The 24259-nt window shown below is 34.8% G+C and carries 23 protein-coding genes; 22 read left to right on the top strand and 1 reads right to left on the bottom strand.

What is annotated here, in order from left to right; genetic code table 11:
• Positions 1–88 precede the first annotated feature (88 nt).
• The 22 genes from AC58QO_RS29140 to rfbC (AC58QO_RS29035) all read left to right on the top strand — a co-directional run bounded on the left by AC58QO_RS29140 (position 89) and on the right by rfbC (AC58QO_RS29035) (position 22929).
• Positions 89–889, top strand: coding sequence for an ABC transporter permease (locus AC58QO_RS29140; RefSeq protein ID WP_497271778.1), 801 nt, complete (start codon positions 89–91; stop codon positions 887–889).
• Positions 890–902: 13 nt separating this feature from the next.
• Positions 903–2171, top strand: coding sequence for an ABC transporter ATP-binding protein (locus tag AC58QO_RS29135; protein ID WP_497271777.1), 1269 nt, complete (start codon positions 903–905; stop codon positions 2169–2171).
• 5 nt (positions 2172–2176) lie between these two features.
• A complete protein-coding gene (locus tag AC58QO_RS29130) occupies positions 2177–3187 on the top strand; it encodes a class I SAM-dependent methyltransferase (protein ID WP_497271775.1) in 1011 nt (336 codons plus the stop codon).
• A gap of 31 nt (positions 3188–3218) precedes the next feature.
• Positions 3219–5957 (top strand): glycosyltransferase, encoded by a 2739-nt coding sequence (locus AC58QO_RS29125; RefSeq protein WP_497271773.1) that lies wholly within the window; start codon positions 3219–3221, stop codon positions 5955–5957.
• 26 nt (positions 5958–5983) lie between these two features.
• Positions 5984–7213 carry a glycosyltransferase gene (locus AC58QO_RS29120; protein ID WP_497271771.1) on the top strand — a complete coding sequence of 410 codons (1230 nt, stop codon included), beginning with the start codon at positions 5984–5986 and terminating at the stop codon, positions 7211–7213.
• On the top strand, positions 7210–8331 hold the full coding sequence (locus AC58QO_RS29115) for a glycosyltransferase (protein WP_497271769.1): 1122 nt from the start codon (positions 7210–7212) through the stop codon (positions 8329–8331). Before AC58QO_RS29120 ends, AC58QO_RS29115 begins: the two co-directional genes overlap by 4 nt.
• Before the next feature lie 104 nt (positions 8332–8435).
• Complete coding sequence (locus tag AC58QO_RS29110) at positions 8436–10193, top strand: tetratricopeptide repeat protein (RefSeq protein ID WP_497271767.1); 1758 nt, start codon at positions 8436–8438, stop codon at positions 10191–10193.
• 236 nt (positions 10194–10429) lie between these two features.
• Complete coding sequence (locus tag AC58QO_RS29105) at positions 10430–11536, top strand: acyltransferase family protein (RefSeq protein ID WP_497271765.1); 1107 nt, start codon at positions 10430–10432, stop codon at positions 11534–11536.
• A 147-nt stretch (positions 11537–11683) separates the two neighbouring features.
• A complete protein-coding gene (locus AC58QO_RS29100; protein ID WP_497271763.1) occupies positions 11684–12085 on the top strand; it encodes a sugar 3,4-ketoisomerase in 402 nt (133 codons plus the stop codon).
• On the top strand, positions 12082–12636 hold the full coding sequence (locus AC58QO_RS29095) for an acyltransferase (protein ID WP_497271761.1): 555 nt from the start codon (positions 12082–12084) through the stop codon (positions 12634–12636). Before AC58QO_RS29100 ends, AC58QO_RS29095 begins: the two co-directional genes overlap by 4 nt.
• A complete protein-coding gene (locus AC58QO_RS29090) occupies positions 12633–13727 on the top strand; it encodes a DegT/DnrJ/EryC1/StrS family aminotransferase (protein WP_497271759.1) in 1095 nt (364 codons plus the stop codon). The genes AC58QO_RS29095 and AC58QO_RS29090 overlap by 4 nt, the downstream gene beginning before the upstream one ends.
• Positions 13714–14649 carry a glycosyltransferase family 2 protein gene (locus tag AC58QO_RS29085; protein WP_497271757.1) on the top strand — a complete coding sequence of 312 codons (936 nt, stop codon included), beginning with the start codon at positions 13714–13716 and terminating at the stop codon, positions 14647–14649. Before AC58QO_RS29090 ends, AC58QO_RS29085 begins: the two co-directional genes overlap by 14 nt.
• On the top strand, positions 14600–14998 hold the full coding sequence (locus tag AC58QO_RS29080; protein WP_497271755.1) for a GtrA family protein: 399 nt from the start codon (positions 14600–14602) through the stop codon (positions 14996–14998). Before AC58QO_RS29085 ends, AC58QO_RS29080 begins: the two co-directional genes overlap by 50 nt.
• Before the next feature lie 212 nt (positions 14999–15210).
• Entirely contained in the window at positions 15211–16110 is a 900-nt protein-coding gene (gene rfbA, locus AC58QO_RS29075) for a glucose-1-phosphate thymidylyltransferase RfbA (protein ID WP_497271753.1), read from the top strand.
• A 32-nt stretch (positions 16111–16142) separates the two neighbouring features.
• Positions 16143–16727, top strand: coding sequence for a dTDP-4-dehydrorhamnose 3,5-epimerase (gene rfbC, locus AC58QO_RS29070; protein WP_497271751.1), 585 nt, complete (start codon positions 16143–16145; stop codon positions 16725–16727).
• Positions 16727–17749, top strand: coding sequence for a dTDP-glucose 4,6-dehydratase (gene rfbB, locus AC58QO_RS29065; RefSeq protein WP_497271750.1), 1023 nt, complete (start codon positions 16727–16729; stop codon positions 17747–17749). Before rfbC (AC58QO_RS29070) ends, rfbB begins: the two co-directional genes overlap by 1 nt.
• Complete coding sequence (rfbD, locus tag AC58QO_RS29060; RefSeq protein WP_497271748.1) at positions 17746–18591, top strand: dTDP-4-dehydrorhamnose reductase; 846 nt, start codon at positions 17746–17748, stop codon at positions 18589–18591. Before rfbB ends, rfbD begins: the two co-directional genes overlap by 4 nt.
• 81 nt (positions 18592–18672) lie before the next feature.
• Positions 18673–19635 (top strand): glycosyltransferase family 2 protein, encoded by a 963-nt coding sequence (locus AC58QO_RS29055; protein WP_497271746.1) that lies wholly within the window; start codon positions 18673–18675, stop codon positions 19633–19635.
• Positions 19636–19733: 98 nt separating this feature from the next.
• Positions 19734–20600, top strand: coding sequence for a glycosyltransferase family 2 protein (locus tag AC58QO_RS29050; RefSeq protein WP_497271744.1), 867 nt, complete (start codon positions 19734–19736; stop codon positions 20598–20600).
• Between the two features lie 7 nt (positions 20601–20607).
• The gene (locus AC58QO_RS29045; RefSeq protein WP_497271742.1) at positions 20608–22014 is read left to right on the top strand and encodes an undecaprenyl-phosphate glucose phosphotransferase; all 1407 of its coding nucleotides are present in this window, start codon (positions 20608–20610) and stop codon (positions 22012–22014) included.
• Positions 22015–22101: 87 nt separating this feature from the next.
• A complete protein-coding gene (locus AC58QO_RS29040) occupies positions 22102–22227 on the top strand; it encodes a hypothetical protein (protein WP_497271740.1) in 126 nt (41 codons plus the stop codon).
• A 156-nt stretch (positions 22228–22383) separates the two neighbouring features.
• Positions 22384–22929 (top strand): dTDP-4-dehydrorhamnose 3,5-epimerase, encoded by a 546-nt coding sequence (rfbC, locus tag AC58QO_RS29035; RefSeq protein ID WP_497271738.1) that lies wholly within the window; start codon positions 22384–22386, stop codon positions 22927–22929.
• Positions 22930–23017: 88 nt separating this feature from the next.
• Here the strand turns inward: rfbC (AC58QO_RS29035) and AC58QO_RS29030 are convergent, their stop codons facing one another.
• Positions 23018–24259, bottom strand: coding sequence for an acyltransferase family protein (locus tag AC58QO_RS29030; protein WP_497271736.1), 1242 nt, complete (start codon positions 24257–24259; stop codon positions 23018–23020).

Here is a 24259-nt window from a genome sequence, read left to right as displayed (position 1 = left end):
CTTTATTTTAGCATACTGGAAGAGGGTTTCCAAATGTAAAACTTATTCTGAAATAAAAAATACAATAAAAGAGTTCGGGTGGTTTTTAATGAGAGAGTTGTTGTTTTTTTTCAAGGATCTTTTTGATAATAAATTATTAGTATGGGATCTATCAAAAAAAGATTTTAAAAATAAATTTGCCGGATCGTATCTAGGGATTATTTGGGCATTTATTCAACCACTAATAATGATACTGATTTATTGGTTTGTTTTTCAAGTAGGCTTTAAATCCACATCTGTAAGTGACGTGCCATTTGTGCTTTGGTTATTATCAGGCATGATACCATGGATGTATTTTACAGATAGTGTTTTTAATTCTTCGAATGCTGTTGTTGAAAGTAGTTATCTTGTTAAGAAAATAGTTTTTAATGTGAGAATTCTTCCTTTTATTAAAATTATATCAGCTGCCATAATTCATCTTTTTTTTGTTGTTGTACTACTAATAATGCTGATTATTTATGGATTTAGTTTTAATTTAGCATACTTGCAATTTTTTTATTATTTTATTGCTTTGTTATTACTAGTACTAGGTATTGGTTTGATGGCATCTTCAATAATTGTGTTCATTAAAGATGTGGGTCAAATAATTAGTATGATACTACAGTTTGGTTTTTGGTTAACACCTATATTCTGGTCGATTCAACAAATTCCTCAAAAGTATCAGTTCTTATTGAAACTTAATCCAATGTATTATATTGTCACTGGCTATAGAGAAACTTTTCTTGATCATGTTTATTTTTGGGAGCATCCAGTTCTTACAATATATTATTGGATAGTGGTCCTGATATTTCTTAGTTTGGGTACTTTGTTATTTTCTAAACTAAGATCACATTTTGCAGATGTACTGTAAGAGGGAGATATTTATGAATGAAAATAATGTAAGTATAAAAGTCTTTAATATTACTAAAAATTATAAGTTATATAATAAGCCAATAGAACGATTACAGGAATCGCTGAGTTTATCAGGGAGGAAGTATCACACTGTGTTTCCTGCTTTAACAAATGTTAGTTTCAGTGTTGAAAAAGGAGAGACGGTAGGGTTGCTAGGTAAAAATGGTTCTGGTAAGTCAACTTTACTTAAAATAATAACTGGTGTTTTATCTGCTTCATCAGGAACTTGCAAAGTTACTGGTAAGATTTCATCTATTTTAGAGCTTGGAGCAGGATTTAATTTAGAATATACAGGAATAGAAAATATTTATATGAATGGAACAATTCTTGGGCTAAGTAAAAAAGAAATAGATCAGCGCTTAGAAGGAATTCTTACATTTGCAGATATTGGTGATTTTATAAATCAACCAGTTAAACTATACTCTAGTGGTATGTTTGCAAGGCTTGCATTTGCATTATCAATTAATGTTGATCCTGATATATTAATCGTAGATGAAGCACTTGCTGTCGGCGATATTAAATTTCAAACAAAATGTTTTAATAAATTTAACGAGCTTAGACAGCAGGGTGTAACTATATTATTTGTTAGTCATGACATTTCCCTAATAAGAAATTTTTGTACGAAGGCTATTTGGCTTGATCGCGGCGAAGTGAGAATGATTGGAGATACAGTGGAAGTAACGGCAGAGTACACTAAATTTATAAACAGTGATAATTCAGATTCAATAAGTAACGAAGCTTTAGATGGATTGAAGGATATTTCGCAAGTTCCAAAGAGTAAATTTGAGCCTATCAGTAGATGGGGAGAGTACTCGAATTTAATAAATTATGTTGAGCTTTTTAATAGTAAAAATGAATCAACGAACATCGTTTCTTTAAATGAAAAAATTTCTATTAAAGTCATCACTTACGTGCCAGATAGCATAGAATTGGAGAATTTGAGCGTAGCTTTTTCAATTAAAAATTCTTTAGGTATAGATTTAATTGTTTCCACAACATATGAAAAAAACATATTAATTTTGATGGACAATTGTTATGTTGAAGCCATTTTTGAATTTGAAAATTATCTTACAAATGGTGAGTATGTGATTAATGTTGCAATTGAAAATAGGAGTAATACGATTCCTGAATACTATGACTATATTGAAGGCGCAAAATATTTTAAAAGCTCTTCAAGCAAACAAGTGTTTGGAATGTTTAATGTACCTGTTGAACAAAAAATTGCTTATTTGAGGGAGTAATAGTTATGAAAAATAATGATTTGAACTCTCAAGATTATTGGAACGAGAGATTTGCTAAAGATTGGGATTCTAAAGGTGGAAGGAATCAAACTGAATATTTCGTAAATCTTGCTCTAAAACTCATTCCCACTCCTATATTAAACGTTATTCAAATGAAAAATTTTTCTGTACTTGATTGGGGATGCGCCGAAGGTGATGGGACAGCTCTTTTGGCAAATTACTTATCTTCATCGAAAGTATTCGGTTTAGATTTTGCTGAAGCCGCAATTTCAAAAGCAAGAAGTCATTATGGCAATATTACTTTTTTTGATGGTAAATTAGAAAACTACGATAATGTATATGACGTCATATTTACTTCGAATTGTTTAGAACATTATGAGAATCCTATTGATTGGATGCATTATCTTACTAAATGGACAAGCAAATTATTGGTGATTTTAATCCCTTTTCAAGAATATGAGAGAATTAATGAACACTTTTTTACTTTTGATTACATGAATATTGAATTGTCAATTAATAATTTTCAACTTTTATATCATAAAGTTATGCCTACCGAGCCAAAGTATTGGCCTGGAAAACAGATATTGTTAATTTATGCTAATAAAGATTTTAATATTTACGATGAATTAACCTTGAATATTTTTCAGCCATCGGTAAATGAAGAAAATATATTCACAGATACAATTGAAAAATTAACCGCGGAAATTGAGAAAAGAGAAGAAGTAATATCTTTTATTTCGCAAGAAAATAAAACTAACACTGAATGGATAAGCCTTCTAAAAGAAGAAGTGGAAAAACGAGATAACAGTGTAATTTTCTTGAAGAATGAAATTGAAGAAAAAAATAATTGGATTGAAACTATAACTGAAGAAGTACGGAAACGAGACGAAAGTGTAGCTTTTCTTCAGACAGAAATAAAAATAAAAGATGAATGGATTGACAATTTTGTAGAAGAAATTCGGAAACGTGACGAACTGATAAATACTCTTCAAGAAGAAGCTTCAAATAGAAAATAGATGAAATAATAATCCGAAATGAGGACAGTAAATGGTGGGATTAGAAGAAAATCAAAAGAAAATGAATGAACTTAAAACTAAAGAGTATATCATTGACAAGATACAGTTTGCATATGAACATAATACTCAATCACTGATTCAATTAACACGAGATATTGAACGTGCTCAATCCACTAAAGCTTGGAAAATTATGTTAGCAATAAGAAGGTTGAATGAGCAATTTATTAAAGGTGAAAAGAGTGAAAAAAGAAAATTCGTCAAATGGGTGTATAATAAACTATTCAGAAAACCAATAGTTAAAGACTTTGAATTATCTCACTTTAACCCCATTAAAAATATTGGTAATATAGTAAAAATTGATAGTATGCAATTAGAAGATGAAGCATTAGGTTTATTTCCGGTTACGACTTCTAATATTAATGAGGTAGAAGAATTTTTCATTGACTATTATGATTTTGATGTGTTTAGATTTCCAGTTATTGAATGGAACTTCAGATGGCAACGTCCACAACAAATTTCAGTTCAATTTGCTGAAAATGGACATCGAGTTTTTTATTTTTCAATTGATTCAACAGAATTAAATAATCCTAATTTATCCAGAAAAGAAGTAGAGGAACAGGTTTTAATTAAAAAATTACACAACAATGTTTGGGGTGTAAAACTGTGTTCTAATAATCGTTTAAATGCTTATCGGGATGTAATTAAGGATGCAACGGACTTGAAGTATCTTATCTGGTCAATTGATTTTATTAAAAATAAATTTAAAATATCAAATACGATTTCAATCTTAGATCTGCCATTTTGGGCTGACCTGGCACAAAAAGTAACAAACAATAAAATTATTTATGATTGTATGGATGATCATGAAGGGTTTTCTACAAATTCAGAAGGTATGGTCTCTAAAGAAGAATCTTTGATTAGAGAATCAGATATGGTAGTAACTTCATCAGTCAGACTATTTGAAAAAGCAATAAATAAAAATGAGAATACTATTCTTATTAGAAATGCTGGGGAATATGAACATTTTTCTCAAACTGATCAATATTCACCAGAATTGTCAGCGCTAAAAGGACCAGTAATTGGTTACTATGGTGCTATTTCTGATTGGTTTGATATTAAATTAATAGAATATTTAGCGAAAAGAAATACTCATTGGAATTTTATTTTAATCGGTGATACATTTGGATGCGATATTAGTATCGTTTCGGGCTTGAAAAATGTGAAACTCACTGGTGAAAAACCATACTCTGAGTTGCCTTTGTATCTAAATGGTTTTGATGTTTGTGTTATTCCTTTCATTGTTAATAATCTGACACTTGCTACAAACCCGGTTAAAATTTATGAGTATTTAGCAGCAGGGAAACCTGTTGTTTCAGTTAGATTACCAGAACTAGAGCTGATATCGGATGTTGTGAATCTTGCATCTAATTACGATGAATTTGAAGAATTAATTCAGAACTCATTGGAAAATAATAATAAATCTGATATTGAAAAAAGGAAAACATTTGCATCTTTGAATACATGGTCAAACAGATATGAAGTATTCAAAAATGAGATTAACATAAGATTTTTCCCTAAAGTAAGTATTATTATTGTAACGTATAATAATTGGTCGTATACAAAACAATGTTTATTAAGTTTGCTTACTAATAATGACTATCCTAATATGGAAGTTATTATAGTTGATAATGCATCAACAGATGAAACAAAGAGTCAATTATCTAGAATACAAGACCCTAGGGTTAATGTGTTTTATTCTTCAACAAATAGGGGATTTGCTGGAGGGAATGCGCTTGGCTGTAAAAATTGTACTGGGGAATATATTATCCTACTTAATAATGATACTATCGTCACTCCAGGCTGGATTCAAAAACTAATAATACCATTAGAAGAAAATGTGGAAATTGGTTTGGTTGGTCCAGTATCAAATTCTGTCGGTAATGACCAAATGTTAGATTTCTTCGTTGGAAATTCTTTATCTGGGCCTGATCCTAAGTGGCTGGCAGAATTTTATGAACAATATAAAAACAGAATAAGATATACAGAACTATTAGGTTTTTTCTGTGTAGCTTTTAGAAGAGATGTATATAACAAAATTGGTGATTTAGATAGTAATTATAAAATTGGAATGTTTGAAGATGATGATTATTGTGAAAGAGTAAGGAACAACGGATATAAATTAGCAATAATAGAGGATGCATTTGTATATCATCATGGTAGTGTAAGCTTCAAGAAGCTTGAAGATAGAAAGTATAGGGAAATTTGGGAGTTGAACAAAAGTTATTTTGAACAAAAGTGGTCTAAATCATGGACTTTTCCTAATCTACCTAAAAGTATATTTTCAGGCGTACACGATAGTTCTGACATAAACAAACACATGAAAGAACAAAATAAAAAGAATATATTAATTATTGGTGATGGCAATTGGAACAGTGATGAAAAACGATGGAAAGAAATAACAAAGCTGCTTGGTGGAGAAAACGAATTATTAATTGTTAGTTATGTAACAAAATATTACAATGAAAATATTTCAGGGATTAAAAAATATGGACCCAACATTTACATTACTAATCGAATAGATTTTTTTGAAGAGGTTTTCTTTGATGTTATTATCTATTGTGATATTCCTTTATTAGAACAATTAAAAGCACATCGTATTGTCATAGATGAACCATCGTATTCTAGTTCAGATATTGTGAAGAATTTGAAGGAAGAGAATAAACAAGCGACATTCTTTAAGAGTGAAAATCTAATCGACATTTTAAGTTAATATCAATAGAAGGAGTGCAAAACTTTGTGAATGCTGGTAAATTATTTAGGCTGATATGTAATCCTAAAGTTTTATCTAAAAAATTGTTGCATCGATTGCCTAGAAATTACCGCAACAAGCTTCTTTGCTTTCCTAATGAAAAACGTATTGAGGAACAATTAAACGAATTGATAAAAAATAAATCAAAAGAAACTATGATTATTTTTCCGTCACCTTCATGTCCATGGGGGTATTTATTTCAAAGACCCCAGCAGTTAGCGAGAGCATTTGCAAAATTAGGCTATACTGTTATTTACTTAGTTGACACAAGTTTTGTTGATTCCCCTGATTGGCGGGTTAGGGGATTGATGGAAATTGAAGAAAATTTATACTTGTACAATGATGGCTTGAATGGAAAATATCTAAAAAAATCATTGCAAGATGAGAAGATATTAATCTGGCAATATTGGCCACATCAGAGAAACAATATCGAAGAAAACATCCAACATTCAAACTCCATCCAAGTTTATGATTGTATCGATCATATTAATACATTTGATAGTTATGATAATATTCAAGCTGATTTTGAAAATTCTTTGATGGAATCAGATTATATAGTTGCAACTGCAAATGGAATCGCGACAGATTTACGTCAATTAGGATTCAGTCCAATTCTCGCACCAAATGGAGTTAATATTAAAGATTTTGAGCAATTTCAGAAGATTAAGTGGGACGATCTTAATGATTTAAAGCAAAATTCTAAAGTGATTGTTGGATATTATGGAGCAATTGCTAATTGGTTTGACTTTTCAGCAATTAGATATGCTGCTCAGATGAAGCCAGATTGGACTTTTCTAATTGTAGGTGAAGTATATAAAGATGTGGTGAAAGATGTTCAAGCTTTAAGTAAAAATTGTCCTAATGTTATTTTTAAAGCAAGGGTTTCTTATGAATTTATTCCCCAGTTACTTTCCTATTTTGACATAGCAATATTACCTTTTTTGATAAATGAAATCACATTAAATACATCGCCAGTTAAAATCTTTGAATATCTGGCAGGTAATAAACCTGTAGTAAGCTCAAACTTACCTGAGGTGAATAAATTATCAACAGTTTTCATTAGTAATAATATAAATGAATTTTATGATAAATTACTTGAGGCAGAGGCTTTTATAAATGATGAATTGTTCAAAAAGAGATTAGCAAACGAAGCAGAAGAAAACACCTGGGAAAGTAGATTAATGCAAGTGTTGACTCGAGTGGAGGAGTTACATTGAGCAACAAGAGGATTGTCCTTTTTGATAGATTAGACTCAGAAATTAATCCCGGTGGAGATACTGTACAGATTAAAGCAATCGCAAAATATTTGCATAATAATAATTATGAAGTAACAATTACGAGGAATTATGAAATGGATTTCTCTAAATTTGATGTTGCCATAGGGTTTAATCTTACTTTACCTTATGAAGCATATCTTCAATCTCAAATAGCAAAGAAAAATAATCTTTATTTTATTTTTTTTCCAGTTTACTGGGATCTTAGTCAATTAGAAATGATCGATATATTTTCATTTAGAAATTTTTTTAGAAAAATATTACCTTCTCAAATTATTTTTTCACTGAAAAGTAGACGATTTCAAAAAAAAAATTACGAAAAAATTAGATTATTAAATATTAACTATAAGTTAATGAGAAATAAAAATAGCTTAATTTCTGAAATTTTAGGTGAAACTTCACTGATATGTCCAAATTCTGTTGCTGAGCTTGAACATATTATTGAGAATTGTTCGGTTAAAAATCTACGAGAAAAATCAATGGTTATAAAGAATGGTGTTGAATCAGCAGAGATTTTATTCTCAGAAAACAAAGAACTAGATTTATGGTCCTGGCTTCCAAAAAAATTTATTTGTTGTGTTGGTGGAATAGGTCCTAGAAAAAACCAATTAAATTTAGTAAAAGCAGCGAATAATACCGAAATACCTGTAATTATTATTGGTAAAGCTTCTAAAAATGATGCAGCATATGAACGTTATATAAAAAAAATTGCAAAACCTAATGTTATCTTTCTTAAATATTTAGAGCATCAAGATTTATTTAAAATATTACGAAAAGCTCATGGACATTTGCAACCCAGTTTTATTGAAACTCCAGGGCTTTCTTCACTTGAAGCTGGTTTGCTAGGATGTAATATTGGTGTAGCAGATACTGCTCCTGTTAAAGAGTATTTCGGTGATTATGTAAGTTATTGTAACCCCCATGATGTGAATTCCATAAAAAAATGCCTAGAGAGTTTGTATAATAACGAAAAAAATAATAAATTAAGTTGCTTTATAGCTGAAAAATATGATTGGAATAATATACTTGGTGAATTAAATATTGTATTAAAGGATTTATAAGGATACCCAAGAGACATAATAGTTCATTAATTACGATGCTCATAATTCATTGAACTAAGAATGTTTCATGATTTATCAATTTATCCCACAGGAGAGTTTGTATTATGATGAACAGAGATGCGTGGTTATTAAAATCAAAATACAAAAGTTTAGGGACAATTATTTTGATTTTTGTATGTTATTTTTTTGTGTTAAGGTATATATTTCCTGGTTATTTTAAACCGTTAATACCACATCATTCAGATCTTTTTGATTATTCCTTTGATAGTAATGCATACACTCTGATCGACTTTTTGAAGTCTTCAAGAATAACTGGGGATTTTATAGTAAGTTTAGTTGGGGGATATGATTATAGATCAACCATTGTATTTGGGATAATAATAACGTTGTTAATTACTTATTTATTAACTAGAGTTATTGGTTCAATTATTGATGAACAAATAAATATTATTACTACAATTTTGTACTCTATAATTATTTTTTCTCATCCTGGATTTTATATTAATTATACGTTTGATATCTATGATACAATTTCCTTGTTGTTTTTAGTAATCCTGATTTCATTATGGTACAAGAAAGAAAAAACACTTAATTATAAATATATTGTAATTCTTTCATTGATCACATTGCTAATTTTCACAACAAAGGAAACTTATGCTCTGTCTGTGCTTGTGTTTTGGATGTTTCAAATGTTAATCAAAAAAGGAAATGAACGGAAAACCGCGACTGTAATGTTGATTGTAAGCTGTGTATTGATTATTGTCACATTATTAAGAAGTAAACTTGCTGGCAGTACTTTTGTCAGTCTTAGTGATGATGTAAACGCACCTTATTATGTTTCTTTGGAACCATATTCATTGATGAAAGTTTTCTACTATTATTTGAAGGGTATGGTTAACTATTATATTTTTCTTTTGTTAGCTCTATGTATATCTTTGAGCCTTTTCTATAAGAAGTACTTTAAAGAAATAATCATGTTCATATGTATTGGTATTGTTGCTTATATTCCATATTGTGTGTTGCCTAATCATGTTGTTCCTCACTATATATGGATTTCCATTCCATTAACATTTGCTAGCTTCATATTTATACAAGCCATATTAAAAGATTCGAAATATAAATTCCTAATTAAATTTGTTATTTTAATTTTATTGATTTTAAATCTGTCTCTAAATAATGGGTATATAAATGGATATTCTGTTAATAAATGGGCAATCGAGCCCGAAAGTATTAATGCTAATATTCTAAAAAGTATGCCATTTATTGAAGATAATATTCTTCCATCCGAAAAGATATTAATTACTGGTTTATACAAGAATGAAGAAACACCATTTAAATCATTGTATTTTATGCAGGATACTCTAGATATACCTGTGGAAATAACAGTAATAAATACAAGAGCAGAAGTTACTAGCAGTTATACAAAATTGAAAAATATTAATAATGTAGATTTAAAGGTTTTTGACAAAGTATTTTCTTATGATTCGGGAGGGAATCTGATAAAATTATATAATAAAAATGATATAAATATTGCAATGAACAATCCTAATGCTACTGCTATTTTGTTTCATCCAGAAATAGAAAAATTAATAAATAAAATGGATCAAAATCCAAGTGACTGGTTGTCAAATATGGATCTTGGGAATGAATATTTAATCATTAAGGATACAGTTAATGCTAAGAAGTACTTAAGTAGATCCTTTGAATTAGTAGAGGATAAGAATCCTTATCCGAGTTTTTTTATGGGACAATTATTAGAGATGGAAAATAATAAAAAAGACGCACTGTATTATTACCAGAAGGCTCTGAAATTAGAATCTAACAATGTTAATTTTATTAATAAAGTAAATGAACTAAAATGAATCAATTAATAGATGGATTGAACTAACCCAGAAAGTCTTTATAACTATTACTAATTCGAAACACGCATTGGGAGTTCAAACTTCTCTCAGGTAGTGGTAGCCGTACTATACACTTCGAGATTTGGAGAGGTACTCCCTTATTTGCGTACTGATGAACTAAGATGTGATAAATCTTTTGAATTATGAAATTGATTCAAATATTAATGTATTTTACTTTATATTGTTAGGAGTGTAGTATGTCACAAGGAAAAAGAGATCAATTTTGGGATATCGTTAAAGGAATAGGTATTATGATTGTTGTATTAGGTCATTCAGGCTTTCCAAATTTAATGACTTTATACATTATCAATTATTTTCACTTAGCGATTTTCTTTTTTGTTCCAGGTTTTTTATATAGTGATAAGCATTCTAGAGATCCTATGTTATACGCAGGTAGGAAATTGAGAGATATTTGGTGGCCAACAATGAAATATGTGATTGTGTTTATACTTTTGCATAACATATTTTTAAAATTGAATTTTTATACTACAGCAGTGAATCAATCGAACATTGTTCCTAAACAAGCCTATTCAGCATATGAATTATTTAGTAAACCATTTGAAGCTTTGCTTACATCGACATATTCAGTTGAATTGTTGGGTGCAATGTGGTTTGTTTTTCCTTTAATAATGGCAATGGTTATATTTTGCATAATTAGATATACAGCGGAATTAATAACATTGACTGGTATAAAGAAAGAAATTTACACTTTTGTTTTTGCAGCTTTAATAGGGGGATTGGGAGTTTATCTAACAGTAAATTCTTTGAAATTATCCTGGAGAGCTGATACTGCCTTGCTAGTTATGCCTATCATTTACATAGGGTTTTTAACAAAACTATACTGGAATAAGATTAATTTAAAATGGTTTTTAGCGATTATTTCAGTTGTAATTCTTTATGCTAGCTATAAAAGTCGCTTAGAAATCAGTTACGCGGCAGGAATAATTGGTAATCCGTTGCTCTATTATACTGCTACTTTTGCGGGTATATATTTAGTTTTATACGTAGCAAAATTGATATTAAAAGTAAAATATTTGAATGTTATATTCGCAAAATTAGGGGAAAGATCTTTTCATATTATGGCATTGCACTTCCTATCATTTAAAGTAATTAATTTTATTGATGTAAAATTACATCAAAAAGAATTATATATGATTGCTCAATTCCCTACATCCGGTCAGGGCATGTGGTATTTATATTTACTTGTAGGATTGGTAATACCTATTGTTAGTGTATATATTTATCAACTAGTGAAAGATAATTATTATAAACTCAAACTTCGCAACTTTGAAATAGGCAGGTAGGACTTGAGAGAGCCGCGGCAATACTGGAAATTGATCGCTGAGATCTGAAGGTTGAAAGGCAAGGAAAACAATTGAGTTGAATTTTGAATTTTTCATAAGAATTGAGAAGGTAAAAGATTTTTAACATAAATTGTGGAGGTTAGCCTCATGAAAGAAAGCAGCACAATAAATTTTAAAGAATTTGGTGATGAGAGGGGACTACTAGCAGTAGTAGAGAGCAACTTAGATATCCCTTTTGAAATAAAGAGAGTATTTTATATCTACAATACCGAGAATAATGTAAGAAGAGGTTATCATGCACATTATAAAACAAGACAGGTTTTAATAGCTGTTTCAGGTTCTTGTCAGATTTATTTAGATAACACTAAAAGAAAAACAAAAGTGGTATTGGATACTCCAACAAAAGCTCTTATTCTTGAGCCAAATGATTGGCATGAAATGTACGATTTCTCACAAGACTGTGTGCTTCTTGTTCTGGCCTCACATCACTATGATGAACAAGATTATATAAGAGACTACGAAAAATTTATTGAGGTGTACGGAGAATGACATATTTCAGACATGCTAACGCTCTGGTTGAAAGTGATAAGATTGGAAAAGACACGAGAATTTGGGCTTTCACACATATACTGCCTGAAGCAATAATCGGTAAAAATTGCAATATTAACGATCATACCTTTATTGAAAATGATGTTATTATTGGTGATAATGTGACCGTGAAATCTGGTGTATACATTTGGGATGGTGTGCGTGTTTCTGATAATGTCTTTATTGGACCTAATGTTACATTTACTAACGATTTAACACCGCGTTCTAAGCAGTATCCTGAAAAATTCGAAGAAACTATTATAGAGGAATGGGCCTCAATTGGAGCTAACTCGACCATTATTGCTGGGAATAGAATAGGCAAATACGCTATGATTGGCGCAGGATCAGTTGTGACAAAAGACATACCGAAAAATACATTATGGTATGGAAATCCAGCCCAAATGCACGGCTACGTTTGTAATTGTGGTAATAAATTATCAGATGAATTGGAATGTAATAAGTGTGGAAAAAAATATGAAATTATGCATGATCAATTAGAGGTGACTACATGATCCCATTCCTGGATCTAAAACAAATCAATGTTCGCCATGAGCAAGAAATTATGGAAAGTATTCAACGAGTGCTGCAATCGGGGTGGTATATTCTTGGAAAAGAAGTAGAACTCTTCGAGCAAGAGTTTAAAGAATATACAGGGACGAAGCATTGCATTGGTATGTCTAATGCATTAGATGCGCTAACGTTAATAGTCCGGGCATATGGGATAGGACCTGGTGATGAAGTGATTGTGCCTTCTAATACTTATATTGCATCAATATTGGCAATAACAGCTAATGGTGCAACTCCGGTTTTAGTAGAACCTAACATTAATTCATACAATTTAAATCCTCAATTAATAGAAAAGAAAATTACTTCAAATACAAAAGCTATTTTGGTAGTGCATTTATATGGACAGGCTTGCGGTATGGGACCTATTCAAGAATTAGCTCGCAATTATGATCTTAAAATAATTGAAGATTGTGCACAGGCTCATGGTGCCGAGTATAATGGCACTCGAGTCGGAAATTTAAGTAGTGCAGCAGCTTTTAGTTTCTATCCAGGAAAAAATTTAGGGGCATTAGGCGATGGTGGAGCTGTAACAACAGATGACGACGAGCTGGCTCTAAAGCTTAGAGCATTAAGAAATTACGGCTCAATTGCAAAATATGAAAATAAATTTAAGGGCGTAAACGCGCGATTAGATGAATTACAAGCTGCGGTGTTAAGAACTAAGTTGAAATATCTGCAAACAGATAATCAGACCAGACGAGACATAGCAAACTATTACTTGGAAAATATTCAAAATGATCGAATTGTTCTTCCTTCTGTTGAATCAGGGGACCCACTATCACATGTATGGCATTTATTTGTTGTTCGTGTTGAAGATCGAAAGATGTTCCAAGACTACCTGCATGACAGGGGGATCCAAACATTAATCCACTATCCAATTCCTCCACATCAGCAGGAGGCCTATAGAGAGTGGAATAGGGATATTTACCCAATTTCCGAAAGGATTCATAAAGAAATTATTAGCTTACCGATTAGTCCGGTAATGTCTAAAGATGATGCGGAAAAGGTTGTGGAGGCAGTTAATGAATACTGTTAAAAAAAAGTTTAGCATTGTAGTACCTATTTATTACAATGAATTAAACATCCCTCAAACTGTTCCACGATTAAAAGCATTACAGGAATTGTTGCAGGAGTTTGAACTTGAGTTTGTTTTTGTAGACGATGGTTCAAAGGATAGTTCTTTACAGTTATTGCTAGAAGAAATGAAAAAGGACGAACGGATAAAAGTTATTAAACTCAGTAAAAATTTTGGTTCTATGGCGGCTATTCAAGCAGGGCTCAAATACGCTTCAGGTGATTGTGTAGGTATCATTTCTGCTGATTTGCAAGACCCACCTGAGTTATTTGTAGAGATGATTGATCGCTGGAAGAATGGCAAAAAAATTGTTATGGCTACCCGATCCGATCGGGAAGAATCATTTTCTCAAAAGTTGTTTTCTAATTCTTACTACTACATGATGGATAAATATGCCATAAAAGGATACCCAAAAGGCGGATTTGATTTTGTTTTGATTGACAAACAAATTGTTGACGAAATTATCCATATTCAAGAAAAGAATACCAACATCATGAGTCTGATTTATTGGTTAGGACATGAACAAGATACAATTCCATATATTAGATCAGAAAGGAAACTTGGAAAATCCCGTTGGACTTTGGCTAAGAAGATAAAATTATTTATCGATTCGTTTGTAAGTTTTTCTTATGCTCCAATAAGGATTATGTCACTTATAGGTTTTTTTACAGCAAGTATAAGCTTTTTATATGGGATATTTGTTGTAGTGAACACATTCATAGGAGTTATTAATATTGGAGGTTGGGCATCTATAATGTGCATACTGACTTTTCTGTTAGGCATAATTATGGTGATGCTCGGAATTATTGGTGAATACCTATGGAGGATACTTGATGAAAGTAGAAAACGCCCTTCGTATATTATTGATGAAGTTTATAAATAAACAGTTTTTTCGATTTCTATTCATTGGATTGATAAATACTGGGATTACTTATGCGATCTATATAGCTTTGCTTAATTTCATTACATACACTTGGGCATATTCATGCTCGTTTATCATTGGAATAGGCATATCCTACGTGCTAAACTCGAAGACCGTTTTTAAAGTAAAGATGTCCATAAAAAAAGCATCTGTATTTCCAGTAGTCTATTTAATTCAATATATAATAAATATTGTTATATTGCGAATATGTATTGATAATTTGGGAATTAATGAACAATTGGGTGCGATTATTGTAGTTATTATTTCAATTCCTATTACATTCCTACTTAGTAAAATTATTCTAAAATAGCTTCTCAATTCATTGTGCCACTGGTCCTTGCCAAGTTAGTAGTGTGGGACATTAATTGGCTTACTGGGCGGCATATTAGCTCATTGCATGGGATATTTGATTTGAAGAATCAGATGAAAATGCTAGTTTATTAGAAGAGGCTCGTTAAAGTAGCAGCGACAAGCTCACTTCAGCCCCTTTGTATTACTAGACTTTTTGAGAGGTGAGGCAAATTGAAAGGCATCATACTTGCAGGCGGAAGTGGGACAAGACTATATCCCCTTACAAAAGCCATTTCAAAACAAATTACACCAATATATGATAAACCAATGATATACTATCCATTGTCTGTTCTTATGCTAGCTGGAATTACTGAAATATTAATTATTTCTACACCTAGAGACCTTCCGGTATTTGAAGAGCTTCTTCAAGATGGTAGTGACTACGGACTTAAGTTGTCCTATGCAGTGCAAGAATTACCCAATGGCTTGGCAGAAGCATTTATCATTGGGCGAGATTTTATCGACAATGATGCTTGCGCACTTGTATTGGGAGACAATGTTTTCTATGGTCATGGACTCACTGGCATGGTTCGGGAAGCAGCTGGAAGGACTCATGGAGCCACGATATTTGGATACCAGGTCAATGATCCTGTCGCTTTTGGTGTGGTTGAATTTGATGACAACGGTAAAGCCATTTCTTTAGAAGAAAAACCAAAGCATCCGAAATCGGATTATGCGATACCCGGGCTTTATTTCTATGACAATACAGTTGTAGTTAAAGCAAAGCAAATCAAGCCTTCCGCAAGAGGGGAATTGGAAATTACAGATATAAACCGTATGTATCTTGAAGAAGGTACTCTAAGCGTTATTAATATGGGAAGAGGGATGGCTTGGCTCGATACAGGAACCCATGACAACTTACTGGAAGCGGCTAATTTTGTGGCGGCTGTACAGAAGAGACAAGGTTTATTCATTGCTTGTATTGAAGAAATCTCCTATAGAATGGGCTATATCAATAGAGAACAACTACTAAAATTAGCTAAACCATTAGAGAAAACGGACTACGGACAGTATCTTAAGAAGTTAGCTAAAGATAATGATGTAATTACGAATGATTTCCATGAAATGTGAAGCTCACCAGGAAAGTCAAGGAGTGAAAATTCATGACCAAGTTTAATAAAATTGAAACAGGTATTGAAGGACTTGTTGTAATTGAACCTAAAATATTCAATGACCATAGAGGATTCTTCATGGAATCCTATAATCAGAAAGAATTTGAAGCTATTGGCCTAACAATGAATTTTGTTCAGGACAATCATTCCAAGTCAATAAAAGGGGTACTCAGAGGCTTACATTTTCAAACACAGCATCCTCAGGGGAAGCTTGTTCGAGTAATTAAAGGCAGCGTATGGGATGTTGCAGTTGATCTTCGAGAACATAGCGAAACCTATGGTCAATGGTACGGGATTCCCCTTTCTGAAGAAAATAAAAAGATGTTCTACATACCTGAAGGATTCGCCCATGGATTCATAACTTTGGATGATGAAACGGAGTTTATATATAAATGCACGGATTTTTATTACCCAGAGTATGACGCTGGAATCAGATATGATGACGATCAAATTGCCATCCAATGGCCGAATAATGAGTTCGGCATAAGAGCTGAAGAATTGCTACTCTCAGAAAAAGATCGTAAATTACCATCATTGAAAGAATATAGAAGAGTGAATGGATTAGGGGAGGCATAATGAAACTACTTATTACAGGCGGTGCTGGATTTATCGGGAGCAATTTCGTTTATTACATGCTCGATCGTTATTCGGATTATCAACTCATTAATTTAGATGCACTGACATATGCGGGCAATTTAGAGAACCTTACGGCTATTGAAAAGAGCAGCAATTATACGTTTGTTAAAAGCGATATCGCTAATACTGAGTTGGTAGACAACCTCTTCGCAAATGGTGTGGATGCCGTTGTCCATTTCGCCGCGGAATCACATGTAGACCGAAGTATCTTGGAGCCAGATGTCTTTGTGAAAACTAATGTACTGGGTACCCAGGTATTACTTGAAGCAGCTCGCAAGCATGGTGTTAAGAAATTTGTCCATGTCTCAACAGATGAAGTATACGGATCTCTTGGTGAGACTGGACTTTTTACGGAGGAAACGCCGATCGCACCGAATAGTCCCTATTCTGCGAGTAAAGCAGGTTCTGATCTACTGGTGCGTTCCTATCATGAAACTTTTGGACTCAATGTAAATATCACTCGTTGCTCCAATAATTATGGTCCCTATCAGTTCCCTGAAAAGTTAATTCCTTTGATGATTGCCAATGCATTGAGTGACAAGGCTCTGCCTGTGTATGGCGATGGACTTAATATTAGAGATTGGCTGTATGTCGAAGATCACTGCAGTGCCATTGATTTGGTTTTGCATAAAGGAATCAGTGGTGAAGTTTATAATATCGGTGGAAATAATGAGCGAACGAATATTCAAATTATCCAAACGATTCTTCGGGAGCTTGGTAAGCCCGAATCTCTGATACATTTCGTCAAAGATCGCCCAGGACATGATCGTCGTTATGGGATTGATGCTACAAAAATTACGAATGAGCTTGGCTGGAAGCCGAAGCATAATTTTGAGACGGGTATTCATGAAACGATTCACTGGTACCTTAACAATCAAGATTGGTGGAAACGAATTCAGACAGGTGAATATCAAAAGTATTTTAATGAGCAATATGGTTCGCGGTTAGGTGAACAAGTATGAGAATCGTCGTAACTGGCGCAAATGGGCAGCTTGGACAAGATATTGTTAAGCTGCTAGAAGCTCAGCATGAGGTTCATGGGCTAGCGAGAGACCATCTCGATATTACGAATGAGGATCAATGTCTAGAGGTAATCTTGCGGATAAAGCCAGAGGTTGTTATTCATAGTGCTGCCTATACGGCTGTAGATCTTGCCGAGACCAATGAATCGGAAGCATTCCGAGTTAATTCGGATGGTACCAGAAATCTGGCGATTGCCGCTGAAAAAATTGGGGCTAAATTCGTATACATTAGCACGGACTACGTCTTTGACGGGAATGCTTCGCACTCCTATCGGGAAGATGATCCCACGAATCCTCAAAGTGTATATGGCAAGTCCAAAAGAGCTGGAGAACTTAATGTTCAATCCCTTTCTTCCAAGTTTTTTATAGTAAGAACATCTTGGGTGTATGGATTGTACGGTAAGAACTTCGTGAAAACGATGTTAGAATTAGCTAAAACACGTGATTCTTTAAAGGTTGTAAGTGATCAATTGGGATCACCTACGTACACAGTCGATCTTGCCTTGTTCCTTGAGCAATTGATTCAAACAGATCGTTTCGGCATTTATCATGCTTCTAATTCCGGTATTTGTTCCTGGTATGACTTTGCTTGTGCCATTTTTGAAGAAAGTGGCAAAACAATTAAGGTAGAGCCATGTACAACAGAAGAATTCCCGCGTCCTGCTCCGCGTCCTCGAAATTCAGCGATGGAGCATGAGGCAATCCGAGCAAATGGATTTGAAGATTTACGTGCATGGAGGGAAGGTCTCAAGGCTTTTTTAAAAGAGCTAGGGGAAGCTTAACTAGGCGATGGAGAGCTATCATTATGCTTCGGTGCATAGTGATGGCTTTTTTTATGGAGAAGAAGAGGAGGCTGTTTTAGTTTGGAAGCTAGTAAACGTACAGTCAGTGTCCATATTGTCACTTATAATAGCGCTGATCATATCAATGATTGTTTGGAAGCGGTTCTGAAACAATCCCATCCCATTGACCAAATCATTGTCATCGATAATGCATCCAAGGATCATACACTTCATGCCCTGGCAAAATGGCAAGATATATGCACCATCACTCGAAATGAGCAGAATAATGGCTTCGCGGGAGGGCACAATCAAGCTATCCGGATGACGGAAACGGATTATTGTTTAATCCTCAATCCAGATGTCGTCCTTGAACCGGATTATGTGCTTAACACGGTTCTTGCGCTTCAGAATCACGCTCACGCAGGCAGCGCAACAGGGAAATTGCTTTTCAAGGCAGCACCTCACCACATAGATAGCACGGGACTTATCATCAACAAAGCACGAAGAGCCTTTGACCGCGGCGTACATCAGATGGGCGATCATTTTGAACACCCGGAAGAAGTATTCGGTGTTTCTGGTGCTGCAGCCATGTATGCACGCTCGATGATCAATGACATTAGTTTGGATGGCGAGTTTTTTGATGAGGACTTTTTTGCTTATAAGGAAGATGTGGATGTGGCTTGGCGTGCGCAATTATTAGGTTGGAAGGCACTTTATGAGCCAACAGCAATCGCCCATCATGAACGTGGCTGGAAAGAAGGCGGCAGGAGTAGCAAAACGCTATTTGTTAGAAGATTATCCTACATCAATCGCTATAAAATGATGGTGAAGAACGATGACATCAAAGCAGTGATGAAACACATCATTCCACTGTTGGCATATGAATGCCTAAGTTTTGCATATGCACTCGTACGTGAACCCAAATTATTAGGAGCTTGGTTGGAAATGTATCGCAAGTATCCAGAGCTGAGGAAAAAGAGAAGCTTAATACATTCAAAACGAAGACAACCATCTTCTGAAGTGTATAAATGGTTTATAAGATGATTACCTAAGATTAGCAGCTGCTAGTCTTATTTTTTAGGCGAAAATTAATATTCCCGTGCTATACTAAGGTTAATCAATCAAAAAAATGAGGTCATCTCTTGGATTTATCCATTATCATCGTGAACTACAAAACGAAGGATCTGACACTAGCCTGCATTGCATCTGTATTCTCGTCAACTACATCATACAATTATGAAATTATCCTTATTGATAACGCGTCTAAAGATGGCACTATTCATGCTGTGGATGAGCGTTTCCCACAAGTGGTCACAATCACTAACGCGGACAACGTAGGCTTTTCCAGAGCCAATAATCAGGGAATCCGCATCGCGCAAGGTCGTTACGTCCTGCTCCTGAACTCGGATACGATTGTTCAACCAGATACAATGGACGTCATGCTTCGTTTCATGGACGAGAACCCTACAGTAGGGGCGAGTGGCTGCAAAATCGTACTACCAGACGGTTCACTCGATAAAGCTTGCAAGCGGGGCTTTCCAACGCCTTCAGCATCGTTCTACTATGCATTTGGATTTGCAAAGCTATTTCCGAACATTCCGCGGTTTAATCAATATCAACTAGGGTATTTAAATCCGGATCAACCCTATCCCATTGACTCTCTGGTTGGTGCATTCATGCTTATACGCCGTGAGGCCATTGAGCAGGTCGGTATGCTGGATGAGGAATTTTTTATGTATGGTGAAGATATCGATTGGTGTTATAGAATTAAGGAAGCTGGCTGGGTTAATTATTATTACCCTAGAACTCAGATTGTCCATCATAAAGGGGCGAGCAGTCGCAGAAAGCCTTATAAAATTATTTATGAGTTTCATCGAGCGATGATTTTGTTCCATAATAAACACTATCGTAGGAAGTATTCATGGCTGACGAATGCGATGGTTTATGCAGGTGTAGGTGTGAAGTTTATCCTTTCACTAGCGAAAAATAAATTACGTCCACTGAGGTGATCCCCGTTTGATACGTCAAAGTCAAGGTTTCTTGACCCAATTATACGCACTGGCCGATTTCATGTGTATTCAGCTCGTGTTTCTATTCTCATGGTGGCTGAAATTCAAAAGTGGATGGATACCTTATGATTCACCTCTGCCCTTCAAACACTACGTGATGTGGAGTATTACTTACGCAATTATCGCGATTTTTATAAGTTATTTAGTGAATTTCTATACGCCGAAGAGGAGAAAACGATTCTCTTTCGAAGTTTTGAAAATCATTCAAGTACATGCGTTTAGCTTGCTTATGCTACTCAGCGTATTGTTTATTTTAAAAGAAGTCGACGTTTCACGTTCGTATCTGTTGCTGTTCCTGGTAAATAACATCCTACTCATTAGTTTTTATAGATATTTGATTAAAATCTCTCTCAAACGCGCTCGACAAAAAGGTTATAATAAACAATTTATCCTCATTCTTGGTGCAGGGTCATTAGGCCGCAAGTTTTATACTAAGCTCAAACAGCATCCAGAGCTGGGATATGAAGTGGTTGGATTCCTCGACGATTATCAGGAGAAGCATGAAATCACTTATCAGAACTATAAGCCAATCGTCGGAAAGATAGACGAGTTGGAGTCGATATTGAACGATCGCATCGTGGATGAGGTCATTATTGCCTTACCATTGGACGCCCATCAGAAATTCGGCAGTATCATTAATGTTTGTGAAAAAGTTGGCGTCAAAACGCTGATTATTCCAGACTTTTATGACTTCTTGCCATCGCGGCCGTACTTTGATAATTTTGCGGATATGCCGTTGATTAATGTTCGTGATATTCCATTGGACGAGTTCCGAAATCGATTGTTCAAACGGGCTTTCGACATCGTTTTCGCAATAGCAGCGATTATGATAACCTTCCCTGTAATGCTATCGGCAGCAATCGCCATCAAACTCAGCTCCGACGGCCCCATCATCTTTAAACAAGAACGCGTTGGCCTGAACCGCAGACGTTTCATGATGTACAAGTTCCGCAGCATGAAGGTGCTCGGGGATACCGTTTCGAATACGGAGTGGACGGTTGAGAATGACCCGCGGCGAACGAAAGTCGGCACATTTTTACGCAAAACAAGTCTCGACGAGCTGCCGCAGTTTTTCAATGTGCTTTTTGGGCATATGAGTGTGGTCGGACCGAGGCCGGAACGTCCTTATTTCGTGGAACAATTTAAGGAAGAAGTACCGAAGTATATGGTGAAGCATCACATTAGACCTGGTATTACGGGTTGGGCGCAGAGTAATGGTTTGCGGGGCGATACGTCGATCGAGGAACGAATTAAGCATGATATTTTCTATATCGAAAACTGGACTTTTCTATTTGATATCAAAATTATTTGGAGAACTGTTGTGAAAGGCTTTATCAATAAAAACGCATACTGATTAAAAAAATAATGAACATACCCGCATGATTCGCCAACATTTTCCCCATACTATTGCATATACTGAGTAGGCGGGGAGGTTATGGGTATGATCGATCATGAAGACGCTTATCAGGATGATCATTTGTCGATCGGCAAAGGCTTGATTGTCGGTGTGGTCTTCGGTTCCCTGATTTGGGCAGGTATAATTGCGGGTATCGTGTACATGTGGTAGTTGCATCTCATACAAGGTAAAGGCTGCTGGGGCTGTGAGGCCCTTGGCAGCCTTTTTACGCATTTATACCTAAGGATCAGTCTCTTACCCATAAACCATTGTCTGAGGCTTTCTACGACTCTCTTGCATATGTTAGAAACAGAGGTGAGAGAAAGTATGAAGATTACGACAACAACTTTAGCAGGACTAGTGATCGTTGAACCTGAGGTCCATGCGGATCATCGGGGATTTTTTATGGAAAGTTATCATGCCGCGAAGCTGGCAGAGCGGGGGGTTACGATAGATTTCGTACAAGATAATCATTCGCTCTCCGAAGAAACTGGCGTGCTGCGCGGACTGCATTACCAGTTGAATCCGCATGCGCAAACGAAGCTTGTCAGGGTTATATCAGGTTCCATCTATGATGTGGCTGTAGACATTCGTCCAAGCTCCCCGACTTTTGGTCAATGGGTTGGAGTTACACTAAGTGCGTCCAATAAACGCCAGTTGCTTGTTCCCCAGGGTTTCGCCCACGGGTTCTGCACGTTAGAGCCGCGGACGCAGGTGCTGTATAAGGTCGATGCCTATTATTCGCCGCAGCATGACCGCGGAATTCTGTGGAGTGATCCGGAAATCGGAATAACGTGGCCGACGACGTCCCCTATTTTATCAGCGAAGGATGAAAGGCACCCTTTGTTGAAGGATGCGGGGTTAATAATTTAGAAGCACGCTGGGATTTTACTGTAATATTTTCTATCCAAAAAAGAGGATGCATGGCTAAAGTTAAGCCGTTGTTGCCTCTTTTTTTTGCCTAGGAAATTGGATTTGATGACTGGGATGGACGTATATTAGTTGCATCTTTGAGTCCTGCCACGAGCGGTTTCTCAGCAAGTCTATAGGTCATATAACAAAGGGGAACGGTCATCGCCATAATTATTAGATCTGTGAAAAGGAAGCCAAGGTAGTCGACGATATGAGTCGCCACACTCAACTTCATTAAAATTGAAACAAACAATAGATGCGTTAGTAAAATTGAGTATGAAGCGTTTCCCAGCTTACTCAAGCTCTTTACCCAATAAGGCAACTGGAGTTGTTCTGGAACAGAAGAAGCGCCAAAAAGAACTAATGCAGAAGGAATGATGTAAAGTAGATAATTGTTATAAGGGATAAGGAGGTACTTGTTATTAATCCATATCAGCACAAAGCAAATGGCACCAATTACTAACAACAGTTTGTAGTGTTTATTTCTATAATGCTCAGCCCATTTGGCCAATAAACAGCCTGCAATAAATTCTAAGTTAACTTCACTAAAGAGAAAGCTTAGGTAGAAATGCCGATCAATATCAGCACTTATTATTGGTACATTTAGAACATGGCAAAGTGTTATTGTAATCCATATGGAAACTAAGAAGTAGGCTGGCTTTTTCCCAAGAGCCATAAGAAGACTGAACACCAAGTAAAATAATACAAAATAACTTAACGACCAAGCGACAGGCAATACCGGACCATGAGTTTGGGGGATCAGTAGGAATGATTTGATGATAGCGTCTTTATGTGTCTCAAATCCATAACCAAAGCTCGGAACGAGAAAATAAACAGGCAGCACAATGAGTGTAATTAACCAGTAGAAGGGATAAATACGTATAAGTCGATTTGTTAAGTAGGGAAGCACATTTATTTTAGTTCCAATTTTATGACCATAAGTATAATACAGTAAAAATCCAGTAAGTAAGAAAAAGAAATCTACACCACCTGAACGTCCTAAAGTGCCGATCCCTAGCCAGTCGAATTGAAAGTACTTGAGTGACATGGCTGAAATATGAAACAGCATCACAAAGAAGGCCGCGGCTCCTCGCGATGCTTGAAGCACGATTCTGTGATTATTAATCAAAAATAACTCCTCCGGTTCATGAATATGGATACAACTAAATATCATGCCAGAAGACTGTGAATAAATTATGTATACAACCTGAAAGGCAGCTGAATTATTTAATAAATCATTTACAAATGGTTTTTCACGGCCAAGCCCCAACTCGTCTGCATAATCGAACAA

Source organism: Paenibacillus sp. J31R30, assembly GCF_059692115.1.
This window is presented reverse-complemented; position numbering and strand designations above follow the sequence as displayed.

Excerpts from the sequence above, each read along its gene's own strand:
- rfbC (WP_497271738.1), top strand. The coding sequence starts at position 22,384 with ATGAAGATTACGACAACAACTTTAGCAGGACTAGTGATCGTTGAACCT.
- AC58QO_RS29110 (WP_497271767.1), top strand. The coding sequence starts at position 8,436 with ATGATGAACAGAGATGCGTGGTTATTAAAATCAAAATACAAAAGTTTA.
- AC58QO_RS29040 (WP_497271740.1), top strand. The coding sequence starts at position 22,102 with ATGATCGATCATGAAGACGCTTATCAGGATGATCATTTGTCGATCGGC.
- rfbB (WP_497271750.1), top strand. The coding sequence starts at position 16,727 with ATGAAACTACTTATTACAGGCGGTGCTGGATTTATCGGGAGCAATTTC.
- AC58QO_RS29140 (WP_497271778.1), top strand. The coding sequence starts at position 89 with ATGAGAGAGTTGTTGTTTTTTTTCAAGGATCTTTTTGATAATAAATTA.
- AC58QO_RS29095 (WP_497271761.1), top strand. The coding sequence starts at position 12,082 with ATGACATATTTCAGACATGCTAACGCTCTGGTTGAAAGTGATAAGATT.
- AC58QO_RS29080 (WP_497271755.1), top strand. The coding sequence starts at position 14,600 with ATGAAAGTAGAAAACGCCCTTCGTATATTATTGATGAAGTTTATAAAT.
- AC58QO_RS29125 (WP_497271773.1), top strand. The coding sequence starts at position 3,219 with ATGGTGGGATTAGAAGAAAATCAAAAGAAAATGAATGAACTTAAAACT.
- AC58QO_RS29105 (WP_497271765.1), top strand. The coding sequence starts at position 10,430 with ATGTCACAAGGAAAAAGAGATCAATTTTGGGATATCGTTAAAGGAATA.
- AC58QO_RS29130 (WP_497271775.1), top strand. The coding sequence starts at position 2,177 with ATGAAAAATAATGATTTGAACTCTCAAGATTATTGGAACGAGAGATTT.
- AC58QO_RS29085 (WP_497271757.1), top strand. The coding sequence starts at position 13,714 with ATGAATACTGTTAAAAAAAAGTTTAGCATTGTAGTACCTATTTATTAC.
- AC58QO_RS29135 (WP_497271777.1), top strand. The coding sequence starts at position 903 with ATGAATGAAAATAATGTAAGTATAAAAGTCTTTAATATTACTAAAAAT.
- rfbC (WP_497271751.1), top strand. The coding sequence starts at position 16,143 with ATGACCAAGTTTAATAAAATTGAAACAGGTATTGAAGGACTTGTTGTA.
- AC58QO_RS29090 (WP_497271759.1), top strand. The coding sequence starts at position 12,633 with ATGATCCCATTCCTGGATCTAAAACAAATCAATGTTCGCCATGAGCAA.
- AC58QO_RS29100 (WP_497271763.1), top strand. The coding sequence starts at position 11,684 with ATGAAAGAAAGCAGCACAATAAATTTTAAAGAATTTGGTGATGAGAGG.
- rfbD (WP_497271748.1), top strand. The coding sequence starts at position 17,746 with ATGAGAATCGTCGTAACTGGCGCAAATGGGCAGCTTGGACAAGATATT.